General features: G+C 62.1%; 15 protein-coding genes. All 15 read right to left on the reverse strand.

The window, feature by feature from the left end:
• Nucleotides 1-2: 2 nt before the first annotated feature.
• The 15 genes from flgD to ACZIRK_RS22550 all read right to left on the reverse strand — a co-directional run bounded on the left by flgD (nucleotide 3) and on the right by ACZIRK_RS22550 (nucleotide 14,664).
• Complete coding sequence (flgD, locus tag ACZIRK_RS22480; protein ID WP_028161588.1) at nucleotides 3-413, reverse strand: flagellar hook assembly protein FlgD; 411 nt, start codon at nucleotides 411-413, stop codon at nucleotides 3-5.
• 17 nt (nucleotides 414-430) lie between these two features.
• Nucleotides 431-841 carry a flagellar biosynthesis repressor FlbT gene (gene flbT, locus ACZIRK_RS22485; protein ID WP_463328147.1) on the reverse strand — a complete coding sequence of 137 codons (411 nt, stop codon included), beginning with the start codon at nucleotides 839-841 and terminating at the stop codon, nucleotides 431-433.
• An 8-nt stretch (nucleotides 842-849) separates the two neighbouring features.
• Entirely contained in the window at nucleotides 850-1,197 is a 348-nt protein-coding gene (gene flaF / locus ACZIRK_RS22490; RefSeq protein WP_130223140.1) for a flagellar biosynthesis regulator FlaF, read from the reverse strand.
• A gap of 38 nt (nucleotides 1,198-1,235) precedes the next feature.
• On the reverse strand, nucleotides 1,236-2,279 hold the full coding sequence (locus ACZIRK_RS22495) for a flagellar hook-associated family protein (protein ID WP_130223142.1): 1,044 nt from the start codon (nucleotides 2,277-2,279) through the stop codon (nucleotides 1,236-1,238).
• A 4-nt stretch (nucleotides 2,280-2,283) separates the two neighbouring features.
• Complete coding sequence (gene flgK, locus ACZIRK_RS22500) at nucleotides 2,284-3,756, reverse strand: flagellar hook-associated protein FlgK (protein WP_130223144.1); 1,473 nt, start codon at nucleotides 3,754-3,756, stop codon at nucleotides 2,284-2,286.
• Nucleotides 3,757-3,790: 34 nt separating this feature from the next.
• Nucleotides 3,791-5,029, reverse strand: coding sequence for a flagellar hook protein FlgE (locus ACZIRK_RS22505; RefSeq protein WP_130223146.1), 1,239 nt, complete (start codon nucleotides 5,027-5,029; stop codon nucleotides 3,791-3,793).
• Between the two features lie 78 nt (nucleotides 5,030-5,107).
• Complete coding sequence (locus ACZIRK_RS22510; protein ID WP_130223148.1) at nucleotides 5,108-5,587, reverse strand: transglycosylase SLT domain-containing protein; 480 nt, start codon at nucleotides 5,585-5,587, stop codon at nucleotides 5,108-5,110.
• A 43-nt stretch (nucleotides 5,588-5,630) separates the two neighbouring features.
• Nucleotides 5,631-6,857 carry a flagellar hook-length control protein FliK gene (gene fliK, locus ACZIRK_RS22515; protein WP_463328127.1) on the reverse strand — a complete coding sequence of 409 codons (1,227 nt, stop codon included), beginning with the start codon at nucleotides 6,855-6,857 and terminating at the stop codon, nucleotides 5,631-5,633.
• A complete protein-coding gene (locus tag ACZIRK_RS22520; RefSeq protein WP_130223149.1) occupies nucleotides 6,854-8,041 on the reverse strand; it encodes a chemotaxis protein in 1,188 nt (395 codons plus the stop codon). Before ACZIRK_RS22520 ends, fliK begins: the two co-directional genes overlap by 4 nt.
• A complete protein-coding gene (locus tag ACZIRK_RS22525; protein WP_130223151.1) occupies nucleotides 8,038-9,405 on the reverse strand; it encodes a MotB family protein in 1,368 nt (455 codons plus the stop codon). Before ACZIRK_RS22525 ends, ACZIRK_RS22520 begins: the two co-directional genes overlap by 4 nt.
• Nucleotide 9,406: 1 nt before the next feature.
• Entirely contained in the window at nucleotides 9,407-10,051 is a 645-nt protein-coding gene (locus ACZIRK_RS22530) for a hypothetical protein (protein WP_130223153.1), read from the reverse strand.
• Nucleotides 10,048-11,673, reverse strand: coding sequence for a flagellar basal-body MS-ring/collar protein FliF (fliF, locus tag ACZIRK_RS22535; RefSeq protein WP_463328128.1), 1,626 nt, complete (start codon nucleotides 11,671-11,673; stop codon nucleotides 10,048-10,050). The genes ACZIRK_RS22530 and fliF overlap by 4 nt, the downstream gene beginning before the upstream one ends.
• A 129-nt stretch (nucleotides 11,674-11,802) precedes the next feature.
• On the reverse strand, nucleotides 11,803-13,053 hold the full coding sequence (locus ACZIRK_RS22540) for a flagellin N-terminal helical domain-containing protein (protein WP_130223157.1): 1,251 nt from the start codon (nucleotides 13,051-13,053) through the stop codon (nucleotides 11,803-11,805).
• A 424-nt stretch (nucleotides 13,054-13,477) separates the two neighbouring features.
• Nucleotides 13,478-14,212, reverse strand: coding sequence for a flagellar type III secretion system pore protein FliP (fliP, locus tag ACZIRK_RS22545; RefSeq protein WP_028161575.1), 735 nt, complete (start codon nucleotides 14,210-14,212; stop codon nucleotides 13,478-13,480).
• A complete protein-coding gene (locus ACZIRK_RS22550; protein WP_245287141.1) occupies nucleotides 14,209-14,664 on the reverse strand; it encodes a flagellar basal body-associated FliL family protein in 456 nt (151 codons plus the stop codon). Before ACZIRK_RS22550 ends, fliP begins: the two co-directional genes overlap by 4 nt.
• Nucleotides 14,665-14,672 lie beyond the last annotated feature (8 nt).

Consider the following 14,672-nt stretch of genomic DNA (forward strand, 5'->3'; position numbering starts at 1 on the left):
GTTTAGCTGATCGTCAGGCCCGGCCCAAGCTGCACGTCGACACCGTTCTCGAGTGTCGCAACGGCTCCGCCCTGGATGATTCGCACAGACATGATCTTGCCTTTGATAGCCTCGCCTTCGGAGCTGGTGAATGACACCGTGCGCCCGACCAGGCTTTCGGCCTGGGCCAATGCGCTGGAGGAAAGCAGCGTGTCGAGCTTGGCATTCGTCTGTATCGCCTGTTCGGTGGCGGATAGCTGCGCCAACTGACCCACGTACTGCGACGTGTCCGTCGGACTGGTCGGGTCCTGGTTCTTCAACTGCGCGACCAGTAGCTGCAAGAACTGATTGTAATCCACCGTCGCCGGCGCGGACGAAGATTCCGATTTCTTGTTCGCCGCCGAGTTTGCAGAACCCACGCCGTCAACGTTCATGTCGTCCTCCTGATGTCTTACGCGATTTCGACGGGCCGTGGCAGGTCGCCGCCAGCCAGGATCAGCTGTTCGATCTCGAACAGAGCGCGAATCCTGCGCAAAGCCTCATAGTATCGTTTCGATTCGACCAGCTTCTCGATCTGCTCCAGGCCGTCCAGGATCTCTGTGTTTTCGGTGGCTGCGAGCAGCCCGGACCGCTGCAGCCGATAGACCGCTTTCGCCTCTTCGACGTCGTGCGGGCTCATGAGCATGAGCTGGACGACGAAATAGAGCTGGCGCAACGGTGTCGTCGCGTCCGTGACCTGCATGACCTGGCTCTCGAGCAGAAAAGTCACGTCATTGATCAGCTCAAGGGTCACCTTGCGATCGACCCTCAACACCGCGCCATTGATATAGATCCGCTCGCCGCCGCGCAGCGAAATACAGATCGGCTTCTTCATGCGAGCGCGTCTCGAATAATGACGTTGATCTCGACAAGCTCCGCGACGTCGCAGGATTCTTCCTGCCGAATTCTATCTGCTTCCCTGATGATCCACAGGCCGATCGAGATAAGCTCGGCGCGCAACTTTTCCGGAAGCCCATTGCGGGCGCTCGAAAGGTCCTCCACGAAGAACGCCCAGAGCCTTCGAATGAACAACAGCGCCTCGGCATCCTCCGGGGGTGCAAGATCGCCGCCTTGCAGACGCCTCAGCAGATCGATCCCGTGGCTCAGGGCCCGTTGTTCGCGGGAGCGCGCCTCCCGCCCAGAGTCCTCGATTACCGCGTCGTAACTGGATAATGTCATCTAACTCGCAGCCGGCTGGTTACTGACGGGATCGCAGATCAGAGATAGTTGAGGATGCTGAGCTGCTGAATGCGAGACGTGAGCGCCAGCGACATGTCCAACTGATTTTTCAGGTTCGTGACGCGAACAGATGCCTCAGCCGTATCGACCTCCTCCATCGCCGTGACCTGCTTGGTGATCAGATCGGTCTGGATCTTCAGCCGGCTCGTGGCGTTGGTCGTCTGCTCCTGGGCAGTTCCCAGTTTGGCGCCGACACCGGCCAGGTCGTTGATCGCAGCACCGATAATTTCGGTCGCCCTGTCGATCACCACCTGGAACGCGTTCTGGTTGAGGTTCTGCGTGCCGAGGTCGCTCAGCATCGTGTAGGCCATCGCCAGCTTGCGAAATCCGGGCTCGTTGGCGCTGGCTGACGAGTCGATGGTTTCGGTCGTCGAGATGCGGCTCCGCATCACCTGATCGGAAGCGGACGACCAGTTTGCCCCCCAGGCCGGATCGTCGAACTGCGCCTTGAACGTGGTATCCAGGAAGTTCTGCATCGCTGCGGCGCTGATGCTCGAGACCGCCGGATCACTTTGCGTGAAACCGAAATTTGCCAGGAACGCGGCATCGACGGCATTCTTGTTGGTCGAGCCGGCCGCGTAGCCGGTGATCGGTTGCACGCCGGTATTGATGCCGCCGAACAGATATTGGCCATCCGTTGTGACATTCAGCGCCCCTATCAGGGCGTCGAGGTTGGCGCGCGACGGCGTCAGGATGACGTTGCCGCCATTGGCAGAATTGCGCGCTGCAAACAGGTCCTTCTGGAAGGACTGCGCGGTACTGATCAACTCGCCCACTCGCTGCTGCGATATGTCGAGCCGTCCGGCGACAAGGGCGTTGGTGTCCACCAGCTTGTCGAGATCGAGCAGCTCGGCCCTGAGCGTCACATCACGACCGGTGAGAGCGCCGAGCTCGCGGCCGACATCGGCGAATCGACCGGTCGTCGCCTCTTTTGTCGCTTGTGCGATTGCGGTCTGGCTCTTCATGGCCGCGATGCGCAACGTGGTCGAGATCGAGTTGGAGGAAATGAACGTCGTAGCCATACCGTTACCTCACCGCCGCGAGAAGGTCTTTCAACATCTCGTCGATCGTCGCGATCAGCTTCGACGACGCAGAAAATGTCCGCTCGACCTGCAACATGAACGACATTTCGTCGTCCATATTGACGCCGCTGACGTTGGACAGCGCTTCCGCGCTGCGCTCAAGCAGCGTTTGACTGTAGGTCGCTTCATCGTTCGTGCTCTTGCGCTGGGCTTCCAGCCAACTCACCGACGAGCCGGCGAAGTCGATCAAGCTCGCATTCGGCTTCCCGAGAGCCGCCGGATTAAACGGACGGTTTGCCGCCATCCCGTCCACAAGCTGCTGCACCCGAGTCGAGAAACCGGCGGCGCCGCTCGTGTTGTAGCGATAAGCCACGTTGCCGGAGATCGCACCGTCTCTCAGCAGCAGCGGATTGCCGCCGGCGCCCTGATCGACCGACGGGTTGACGAAGATGGTGCCGGCAAGCCCCGAGGATATCACACCCGCCGGCGGCATGGCCGGCGCGCCCGGATAGGTGAAAAGGCCGGGCACGTCGGGCAGCGCCGCCGCGGTCTGGTCGCTCTCCCTGAACGTCTCGATCAGGCCGCGCGCGATTTCGTCGAGCTGGTTTTGATAGGTGACCGTGGAATCGTCGCGGAGCGCGGCAAGGCCCGCTAGCTTTCCGCCATGGATCGGCATCACGGCAGACGCGCCGGTGACGGGCACGCCGTCAATATAGACCGCGTTTCCGGTGGTGCCGGCGGTGTAAGCATTGGTCGGGGCAAGCGTGACCGATCGCGCCTTGGTCTCGAACAGCGTAACGCCCGAATCCGTGTAGATGACCATATCGTTGTTGGCACGGGTCGCGACCGTTATGCCGACCTCTTGCGAGAGCTTGGACAGGATGTTGTCCCGCATATCGAGGTAGTCTGTGACATCGCTTCCGGTGATGGTCCCCTTGACGATCGATGTATTGACCGTCTCGAACTGTGCCAGCAGCTGGTTGATGGTCGAGACCGATGTCACCATGTCGGCATCGGCATCGGCGCGCACCGACTGGACCGTCTTCGTCGCGTCATTGAGTGCCGAGGCGACGCCCTTGGCCGCCGTTACCGCCGCTTGCGCGAGCGTGATATTGTCCGGCGCCGTCGCATATTGCTGCAGGGCGCTCTTCAGCTTGGCAAGTTGCGCGGCCGGCGACTGGTCCTGCTGCGGGTCGTCAACGGTTGTCGCCGCGATCTTCTGCAGGCCGTTATAGATCGAATCCTGCTTGGCGGTGGAAGAGGCCGCCTTCAGCACATTGTAGAACAGCCCCTGACTGGTGGCGCGCTGGATGCCGGCAACATAGACCCCGTTTCCCGGCAGCGACGCGACCAGCACATTCTTTCGCGAATAGCCGTCCTGCATGGAACCGGCGATATTGCGCGATATCACGGAAGCCTGCGCGCTGGTCGTCATGAGCGACGTGCGCGCCGAGCTGAGTGCGACCGTGAGTGACATGAGACCCCCCGTCCCGATGATACGCTAACGCCGCTTAGCGCTTCAGATTGACCAGCACGTCGAGCAGATCGGCACCGGTCTGGAAGACCTTTGAGTTGGCGGTATAGCCGCGCTGCGACTCGATCATCGAAGTCAGCTCGGCCGCAAGATCGACGTTGGACTGCTCGAGCGCCTCCGACTTAACGGTGCCCAGGCCGCTCCGCCCGGCGAAGTCGAGTTGCACGTTGCCGGAGTCGATCCCGACCGAGTAGACGTTGCCGGCCTCCGGCATGAGATTGTCCGGGCTCGGCACCGTCGCAAGCGGAATCTTATAGGTGGCGAGCCGCGTCCCGTCGGTATAGATCGAATACAGTGTGCCGTCGGTATCGACTTCCACCTTGTCGATCGAGCTCGGAGCGTTGCCGTTGACGCTCGGCTTGAAGGCGAACTCCTTGGCGACCTGCGTCATCGCCGAAAGATCGAGCGTGAACGGCGAGCCGCCCGGGATTGTAAACGTGAGAGTGGTGGGGCTGGCCGCATCCAGCTTGCCTTTTCCGGTCGCGCTGACGTCGAAGGTAAACGTATCGGAATCCAGCGGCCCGCTTGAATAGGGGAAACCGCCGGCCGTCGATGCAGCATTGTCATACACCTGCACATCCCAGGTGTTGGCCGCCGTCTTGAACATGTAGACGTCGAGGGTCACCTTGTTCCCGATATTGTCGTAGGTGACGATCGAGGTCTTGGACGTATAGGCGGGCGGACCCGCGGTAGTGGCTGCGTTGGCGTCGAGATTGGCACTCTCCAGTGTCGCCCTCGTCGAAGGATTACCCTGAAGCGACCTTTGCGCGATGTTGACGACGTCCAGGCCGGTCAGACCATTGGCGACAACGTTGGGCGGACCGTTCTTGACGTTATAGCCCATCAAATAGAAGCCCGCCGCGTTGACCAGATTGCCTTCGCCATCCGGCACGAAGGAACCAGCGCGGGTCAGGAACGGCGTGCCCCCGGCGTCGGTCACGACAAAGAATCCGTTGCCCTGGATCATCATATCCGTGGCCGATGTCGTGTACTGCGGAGCTCCCGGATCGGAGATGGCATAGCGGACATTCGTCTCGACGCTGCCGGAATTGTAGTTGCCGGACCCGCTCCTCAGAATGAGCGAAGAGAATTCGGTGGCGGCACGCTTGTAGCCTGTGGTGTTGACGTTCGCGATGTTGTCGGCAACCGTCGACAGCTTGTTGGACTGCGCATTCATGCCGGAGCCACCGGTGCGCATAACACCATACAGACTCATCAATCATCTCCATTCTGAGTGAATGACATTAAAGGCGGTCTTGCTTGTGTGAGGCTGTCTGCAGCGCATTCCTCTAGCTCAGGTCGTGCGCTCGCCGCAGTATGCGCGCGCGCCGGTCGTCCACGCTCCAAAGCCGCTCGCCACCAGGCTTCCGATCACGCTGCAAATGTAGCGCCGTTGCGCGACCGTATTGTTTGGACCTGCGTTGTAGCGGGCGACCGCCATGGTCCAGCTCCCCTCCCGCGCGCGCAATTCCTTGAGAAAGCGCGCCGCATAGTCGACGTTCTTCACCGGATCGAACATCGCCTCGACGCTGGCGAACTCGCGCCCGTGATAGTGATGGTTGATCTGCATGCAACCGAGATCGACCAGCTTGGCGCCCTTGCTCTTGGCCTCGCGGAACTGGGCAACGGCATCCCGGAGATCGCTGGCCATGGCTGTCCTGCCGTCGATATTGAGCGCGTAAGGGTGCAGGACGCCTTTGCGTCCCGTCTCGCTCAGGCCCACTGCATACAATACCCCGAGCGGCACGCCGTGAGCACGTGCCGCTCGCGCCATCTCACGCTCGCAGAGCCCGTCGGCACGTGCGACGGTGGACAGGCTACAGATAGACAGCACCGCCATTGCGATCGACCGCAACCTCTTCATCCTGACGACGCTCGGTTGGCGTGATGAACTGGTCATGGCCCTGCTGCCTGTTGTGACGCGTCCCGGCTTGCGCATCGCTCGACTGACGCTCCGAGGCGCCGTTGTTGAACTGCGATCCGCCCTGGGGCTGCTGCTGCGACGATTGCTGGTCCGATTGCGCGTGCGATTGGCCGCCGCTCGACGTCGGATGGCGCGCACTGCTATGGTCAATCGAGGCAATTTCGAACGTATAGCCGGCGGACCGCATCGCATCCGTCAGAACGCCGCGATCCTTGCGCAGCAGCTCCGTTGTCTCTGGCTGATCCGCCAGCAGCCTGACCTCGACGGCATCGCCGGCCAGGCGCATCCTCACCGTCACCGTACCCATGCTGGGCGGATCGAGCTGCAGCGTCAGCATCCTGATCGGCGCATCCGGCCCCCGACGCATGTCCGGAGGTGTGAAATCGGGCGCAGTCGTGGGGGCTGGGGCCTGCGCCGTTGCCAGATCAGGAGCGATGCGATCGACGATCTTCTGCAGTAGCGTCGGCTGGCCGACGGGCTGGAAATGCGTCTCCTGTTCGCGCACCGCGACCTTCACTGTCGGCAGGGTCCGCGTCTCAATTGCACTGACCGATGATGCAAAGCGCTGCTCGGGGACATCGACCTTCGGAGATTTTGGCTCACCCGGCCTGAGCAGGTCCGCTTGGTGCTCGACCCGGGCTTGCGAGCGGGCTGGGAGCGCAGCATCGCCATCATCCCGCGGAGAGAGTGGCTGATCGAGCCTGGAAATCATGGAGCTGAGTGCAGCCTCGGCCGTACGCCATTCCGGAGCAGGCGCGGTGATTTCTCCGCCCGGTTGGTGCGAGGACGTCTCACGCGGCTGCTGGCGGGTCCGATCCTTGGGCCGACCGGCAACATGGTCCAGCACTTCAGCGAGGGGATTGGACGGCTCGGGATCCTGCGCCGGCTCCATATCGACACTCTTGGCGTCGAGCTGCGGCTTGATATCGAGCGGCTTTTGCTTCGCTCCCTGCGCGATCACTCGGAGCTGCTCACGGAAATGCCCGGCGTCACCCTTGCTGTCCTCGGCCTTCCCCTTGTGGTCCTTGGCGAGCATCGCGTTCTGGGGAGCGAGGCGCGAAGCCGCCTTGCCACCGGTGAGCTGGCGGATCATTGCCATCAAAGGGTCGGTCTTGTTCATCGAGCTCGCTCCTTCAATTGCTCTTTCGATTCGTCGAGCAGGACTTGCGCCCGATTGACGGCCGCAAGCGAGCGGCCGAAGTCGATCCGCGGGCGCATCGACGTCTGCGCCTCGCCTGGCTGGTCCTGTTGTGCCGGCGCTGCGGGGAGCGCCTTTTTGACATTGCGTCCAACCGCGAGCACTGCCTTCAGCAACTCGGCATCTCGTTCGGGAAGCCGGCCAACCTCGATCTTCTGCAGATCCAAAAGCGCTTGGTCATGCGCGTTTGTCACCACGCGCGCGGCCGCGCGATAAAAGCGCGCACGCTCGCGCTCGGAACTCCCCTCGTCCGTAAGCCCCAGCACGCGCTCTGCCGCCAAATCCGCCATTTCGATTTTGCCACGCACCAGCGCGGTGCGCGCGATCAGCAGATACAGGGCGCGCTGGCCGGCGTCGTCGAGTTGATCGAGCAAGGCGACGAGCCGGGGAAACCGATCCGATTGCTGCACGAAGCTGAAGCGCGCGACGGCCACTGCGAGGCGTTGTCGAAAATTCCCCGCATAGATCGAATGCCGGAAACGTCGGAAATATCTCTGAGCCAGCGCTTCGAACTTGTCGAAATCGTCAACTTGGCCGGCGACGAAGATCTCGCGGCGCAGCGCGGCCTCCTCGACCAGCGTACCAGGCATCAGCAGTCTGGCGTCATCGAGCCGTTCGATCGCGGCTTTCGGGTCGGCCTGCGCGACGAGCGCGGACTGCACCAACGCAATTTCGGCCGCGATGGTCGGCGGCAAGTCGCGCGCATGTATGTTCCCAAGCCGTGCCTTGGCGTCCTCCGCCCGGCCTTCCACATAGGCGATCGCGCCATCCAGGATCGCCTCATCCAGAACGAGCAGTTTCCGGGAACGCAGCCCATCGACCACCTGTGGCGATCCTCCGCTCAGCAGGAAGGTCACCACGGCGCGCGAGTTTCTCGGCTCCTTCCAGACGGACGGATCAACTTTCTGAAACTCCTCGCCCAGTCGCTTGAGCAGGGCCGGCTGCGCATTATGCGCCTCCAGGCTTCCGCGCGCGATGTCATCCTGCAAAGCGTGGAGCGTCCGGATCATCTGATAGGGTTCGCGCGGCGGCGCTTCAGCCTCCTCCGCTCGGGCTGCGCCAACCAGAACGACCAGCGCGACGGCGATGGTTCCCACGCGGTTCATGGCAAAGGAGCGCGGATCAAGAGCTCGATGCGCCGGTTCTCGGCGGCCGACGGATCGTTCAGATTTTTCGGCCGGCGATCGGCAAAACCTTCGATATGGTCGACGCGCCGAGCATCGAGTCCGCCGCGTATCAGCATGTGATAAGCCATGTGAGCGCGCGCTGTCGACAATCTCCAATTATCGTATTCGGACGATCGATAGGGGCGGTTATCGGTATGGCCGCGCACAATCACCGGACCCTGGCTTTGCGATATCAAGGGCGTGATCTTGTCGAGGGCCCGCACGAGGCCGGCGGTTGGTTCGGCCGAGCCGGTGGCGAACATGCCGTAATTGACATCGTCGGTGAGGCTGATGAGGAGGCCCTCATTGCTCTCGCGGACCTCGGCAACAGGACGCGCCGATCCGAGCGGCGCAAGAGCGGCGGAGATGGCAGCCTGCAATTTGGCCGCCTCGCTCTGCACAGACTTGCTTTCGGCTTGCGGAGTGGCTGAGCCTTTATCTCCTGGAGGAGCGGTCGCGCCCTTGTCTCCTGCGGGCGAAGTCGAGCCCTTCTCTCCTTGCGCCCGCGATGAGCGATTGGCGGCCGGATCGTTCATGGAGTCATCGTCGGCGAACAGGCCAATCGCCTTTGCCATCTCCTGCTTTTCGGTCGGCGCCGGGGACCCCTTGGCCGAATCCGATCCCTGAATGGGAGCCGCTGTGGCGTCCGGTTTTCCTTCGGACGGGCGCGGACCTTTTCCTTCACTGAGCGCCATAGCGTCACTGTCGAACGGCAGATTGCCAAGCTCCTTGCTGCCTGACGCCTTCTTTTCCAGCGGCGCCGACGACCCCATGGGCCAGTAGACAGGATCAAACGGGTCTTTGAACGCCTCGCCGCCCTTCCAGCCCTCTTTGCGGGTCGAATCCAGCGCAGTGCCCAGTTCCGCGATCCGCGGCGGACCGCCGGCAATTTCCGACAGCACCGCGTAAGGATCGCGGAACAGCGCCGCTTCACCAGAACGCGGCGACGACGCCTGCTGCGCCTGCTCCTGGCGCTGCGAATATTGCGTCGACTTACCCGGTTCGGGTTTCGGCCGCAGGCTGTCTTCCTCCTCGGCCTTGCCGGGATCGACGCGCCGGGCATCGTTGATACCCTTGCGGTCAGGGGTCGAGTCCGTCAGCTTGATCGGATTGAAGTAGTTGGCGACGCTTTCGCGCGTTTCCTGGTTGGTGGCGCTGATGAGCCACATCACCAGGAAGAACGCCATCATCGCCGTCATGAAATCGGCATAGGCGATTTTCCAGACACTGCTGTGTGATTCTTCGCCGTCGAGACTGCCCCGGCGTCGAACGATGATCAGCTCTGCCCTCTCTTGATCGGCCATGTCAGTTCAGGATCGCGAACTTCAATCGCTCCGCCCAGAGCTTGATCTGGGTTTCAAGGAAGATCTGATCGACGGTGACGGAAGCCTCCGCCACCGGAGCGGCCCGAAGCTCCACCGCAATCGCGCGCGCCGCAAGCTTGCCGCGCAGCACCTCGACCAGTTCAGACGGGCATGTGACCCGCAAAGCCGGCCGGCGAACGTCGGAGGCGACCGACGCGAGCTGCTCGACGAAGGTGTTAACCGCCTGCTTCTGCACCGCGTTCGAAATGAACGGCTCAAGTATGCGCGCCGTCACCCCGGCGATCTTGGCTTCAAGCTGCGCGCCGGCTTCGGCGATATCGCCGGCAATCTTGGCGGCCATTTCATCCAGCAGATTGTGCTTTTCCTCGGCGAGCTGCATGCTCAGCCTCTGCCTCTCGTCGGCAAGCTTCTGCTCGAACTCGGCCAAGGCCGCCGCATAGCCGCCGGACCTTCCACGCTCATACGCCTCGTCCTCGGCGGACGGAGGCGGCGGGGCCGCCGGCCTAGGCTGCGCCTTGGGACTGGAATGCTGGGTGTAATCAAACGGAATGACGCGGCTACGAGCCTTCTGCGGCTCCGGCTGATCGAAGCTTGCCAGCAAACGCGCTACCTTCTCCGAACTCATGCTGCCGACTCCTCCTGCCTAATCCATTGCTTGAGAATCGCCGCCGCCTGCTTCTCATCGAGCTGAATGATTTGCTCCAACCGCCTCTGTGGAGCGTGCAGAACTCTTTTCGATATGTCCTGGACAAGATTCGGCGGCTCTTCCGCGAACCGCTCCATCGAGCCGCCCTCGCCGCCGAGCAGCGCCGCGGTCTCGCCCGTCTCGAGCTGGGCGGTCTCGGTCGAGCGGGAGTCGAGGATCGCGTTGATCGCGGGCCGCAGGCCGAACCAGATCAGCATTGCCGCGACGGCGACGATTGCGACGGCGCTGACGAAGGCACCCGACTGGCGCATCAGCACTTCGGTAAAGGTGACCGCAGGAACCGGCGGGAAATCGCGCGCGCCTTCCATGAACTCGACCGCCGATACCTGGATCTGGTCTCCACGCTGACGGTCAATACCTGCTGCGGTTGCGACGAGCTGGCTGATCTCGGCGACCTTTGCTTCCACGGTCGCATCGCTGGCCTTATCGCCAAGACTGGCCAGGAGGCGCGGACGATTGACCAGCACCGCCAGGAACAGCTTGTTGACGACGTAGCCATCGCTCACGGTCGTCGTCGTTTTCGACGACACCTCAAAGTTGGTAACGTCCTCGCGCCGCTGCTTCTCGTCGTTGGTATTCTTGTTGCCGGACGCATTGATCTGCTGATCCGGCAGGTTCTGCTGCACCGTCGTCGGCGTCTGCCGATCCAGGCTCTGCGACGATTCCTTCTCACGGACGGCGCGAACCGATCTCTGGACGCGAGACTCCGGATCGTAGACGGTCTCGTTGGTCTGTCGCTTGTCCGTGCTGAGCTGGGTGGCGACGCTGACTTCAAAATTGTCGAGCCCCAGATAGGGCGCGAGCGCCTTGCTGACATTCTCCTGGATCAGCCGACTGACGACGCGCTGCAGGTTCGCCATGCTCGTCGGCGCCGCGCTCTCGTCGTCGGATGCAAGCAGCGATCCATCGCTGTCCAGGACAGTCACCTTGTCGGCCGCCATACCGGGGACAGCCGCGGCGACGAGGTGACGAACCGATCGAGCCGTTTTGGCATCGGCAGCCCCGTCGGTCCGGATCACAACGGATGCCGAAGGCGGCTGCTGCTCGCGCCGGAACGATCCACGCGCCGGCATGACAATGTGGACGCGCGCGGCCTTCACGCCCTTGAGGACCTGGATCGTACGGGCGATCTCGCCTTCGAGTGCGCGGACGCGGGTGACTTCCTGCATGAACGACGTGAGACCAAGGGAGCCGATCTTGTCGAAGAGCTCATAGCCCCCGCTGCTGCTGTTCGGCAGACCCTTCTCCGCCAGCAACGTTCTTGCCTGGGCGGTCTGCCCCGGTCGCACGAAGATGGTGTCGCCCGTGGCATTCACGTCGAAAGCGATGTTCGAGTCGCGCAGCACCGCGCCGACGCGCGAGACGTCCTCCCGGGAAAGACCGGTGTAAAGCACATCGAATTCCGGCCGGCTCAGGTAATAGGCGCCGCCGCCGACACCCAAAAAAACGGCAAGGCCGACAAGCGCGAGCACCGTGAGGCGCCTGGGGCCAAGCTCGAGCAGATTGTTCCACAGCCGTTGCGCATGTTCGCGGTTAACCATCAAACCCTCTGCCATACTTCCGAATCGATTCTCGATCGTGAAGCTTGTCCGAGGGTTGCGCGGCGCGAACCATGCAAAACGGCCGCGACCAGGTCGGTCGCGGCCGTCGTAGTCACGAGGTCGAGGCTACTAGCCGCGGAACAGCGACAGGATGCTCTGGCTGCCCGAGTTCGCGATCGACAGAGCCTGAATGCCGAGCTGCTGCTGGGTCTGGAGAGCCTGCAGACGGGTCGATTCAGCGTTCATGTCGGCGTCGACGAGCTGGCCGATACCGCGATCGAGCGAGTCAGTCAGGGTCTTCACGAAGTCCTGCTGCAGGCCGATGCGGTTCTTGATGGCACCGAGGTTGGTCGCCGCGTCGGTGATCTTGGCGAAGGCATCCTGGGTACCCTGGATGTAGGTCTCGAGCTTCTTGAGGTCAGCAGCGCTGTCGGTGAGCTTCGAGATGTCCAGCGTCGCGACGCTGAAGGTTTCCCAGGCCGTGCCGGTGTAGGCGTCGTAGGTCTGGTCGAGGATGCCCTTCTTGGTGGCAACCGGCGGGGTGATCGCGGTCATGTCGACCTGGGGACCGAGACCGGCGACACTGGCGTCGATCGAGACGTCCGCGTCGTTGCGGCTCTTGAACGACAGCTTGTCGCCAGCCGCCGAGATGCCGACCGACAGGCCGTCGATGCCGAGCTTGTTGATCGCCGTCGCGATGTCCGACAGGGAGGTGTTCTTCGCCACGGCGATGTTGGTGGCCGTGCCGCCGACGGTCACCACGATGTTGCCGCCGACGTCGTTGGTGGCATTGTAGGCAGCCGTGTCGACCGTCGGGAAGGTCTGCCCCGCGTAGGCGGTGTCCAGGTTCGCATCATAGAGCTTGATCGAATCCAGATTGACCGACAGCGTGTCGATCTTGACCGTGCCGCCGGCACGCGAGAACGACGACACGACGGATTTCGAGGCGTTGTAGCTCGCGGAGGTCGAGTCGACCGAGATCCAGTTTTCACCGTTGAAAACCGCGCTGTCGGCGGTGTTCTTCAACTGCTTCTGCAGTTCGGTGATTTCGCTCTGGATCTTGGCGCGATCAACGCCGGGGGTACGGGCGGCGACCAGCTTCGAGTTGATCTGCGAGACGACGCTGACGGTGCCGTTCAGGCCGGTGTACATCGTGTCGATGGTCGCGGCGCCGAGGCCGAGGGCGTCCTGCACGGCGCTCAGAGCCAGATTGTCCGAACGCATGGTGGTGGCGATCGACCAATAAGCGGCGTTGTCGGAAGCCGTCGACACCCGGTAGCCGGTGGAGATGCGGTTCTGGGTGGTCGCAAGACCCGCGCTGACCGTCCGCAGGGTCTGCAGCGCGGTCATGGCGGAGGAGTTGGTCATCAAGCTTGACATTGATTATGTCCCTTAGTGTGAGGTGTTTATCTGGGGGACATACCGGGTTTTCACCGGTACGGCAGGGCGGCATCATGCCTTTGGGGTTGAAGGAACACCCAACCTGCCGTTCATTCGTCCTAGCATCCGAACCTTACCTAGAGCTGAACAGCAGCTCGAAGATTTGCGGTCCGGTTGCCTGCTAGCTCCCATGCCAGAGCATTTTCGGTTCTGATTCCATCAGAACCGAAGCTCTATATTCTAGTTTCGACGCGTTTTCTGCGCAGATAAGTCTACGCAATCTGCGTAAACTTGATGCTTCGCTCGAAAACGCTCCAGATCATGTTCCGATTGGACGAAATCGGATCACGATCTCATCTTTTTGTTAAGCATGATCTTCCCACGCAAACGCTGCGTTTGTGGCGAGGGAAAGCCGGTTCATGCTCTACTGAAACGATCGTACCAGGCCAACGGCGAGAAGATTCCATCCATCGATCAGCACGAAAAACAGCACCTTGAAGGGAAGCGCGAACACAGTCGGCGGCATCATCATCATGCCCATGGACATGGTTAGCGTGGCGACAACCATGTCGATCACGAGAAACGGCATGATGACCAGGAAGCCGATCTCGAAGGCCCTTCGCAGCTCGGAGATCATGAACGCGGGTATGATCACGCGCAGATCGATCCGTTGGCCGTCGGGCCGCGTCTTGAAGCCTTCGGCCGCCAGGCTTTCAAAGCTTTGCAAATCCTTCTCGCGGACATGCGCCAGCATGAAATCGCGGAACGGATCGGTCACACGGGTATACGCTTCCTGCTCGGAAATTTCGTTCTGCATCAAGGGCTGAACGCCGTCCTTCCAGGCGCGGTCAAATGTCGGTGCCATGACATAGAAAGTCATGAAGAGCGCGAGGCTGATCATGACGATATTTGCCGGCGTCGTCTGCAATCCGAGTCCCTGCCGCAGAAACGAAAGCGCGACGACGAACCTGGTGAAACTCGTCACCATGATCAGAAGCCCGGGAGCCAGCGACAGGACTGTGAGCAGCGCCACGAGCTGGATGATCCGGCCGCTGGCGCTTCCACCGCCTTGCGGGATCAGCGAGGACAGATCGGGAATCTGCGCCGCTGCCGCGGTGGGGAGAAGAGCCAGGAGCAGGACGAGGCAGAAGCGCTTCATTGGATGACCAGTGTTTCGATGATCAGTTCGCGCACCTTTCCGCCCGAACGGACCGCCGCCCGCTCGTTGAGATCCTCGCGAAGATACTGCAGCCCGCGCGCGCCCTCGATTTGCGCCGCCGACACCGTTCGCAGGTAGGACACGATGTCTTCGCCCAGCCGGGCCGCGAGAAGGCTCGCTTCCTCCTCGTTCATCTGATCGGTGATGACTGATCCCTCCATGCGGACCCACGTGCCGGTCGGTGCCGCCAGGTTGGTCACTACCGGCGAGATCTTCCGCAGGCGCGCCGTCGGACTGAATGCGGTGGCGACCGGCCGCTCCGCGGGCTCCTTCTGGCTATCCGCCATCCGCTGCCCGGCGGATAGGAGATACAGACTGGCAAGACCGCCCGCCCCAGCCGACAGCACCGTAATCAGCAACAATGCGGCCAACCATTGCATCACGTTTCCCATGCTCCGCT

It is taken from the genome of Bradyrhizobium sp. Leo114 (assembly GCF_055229415.2).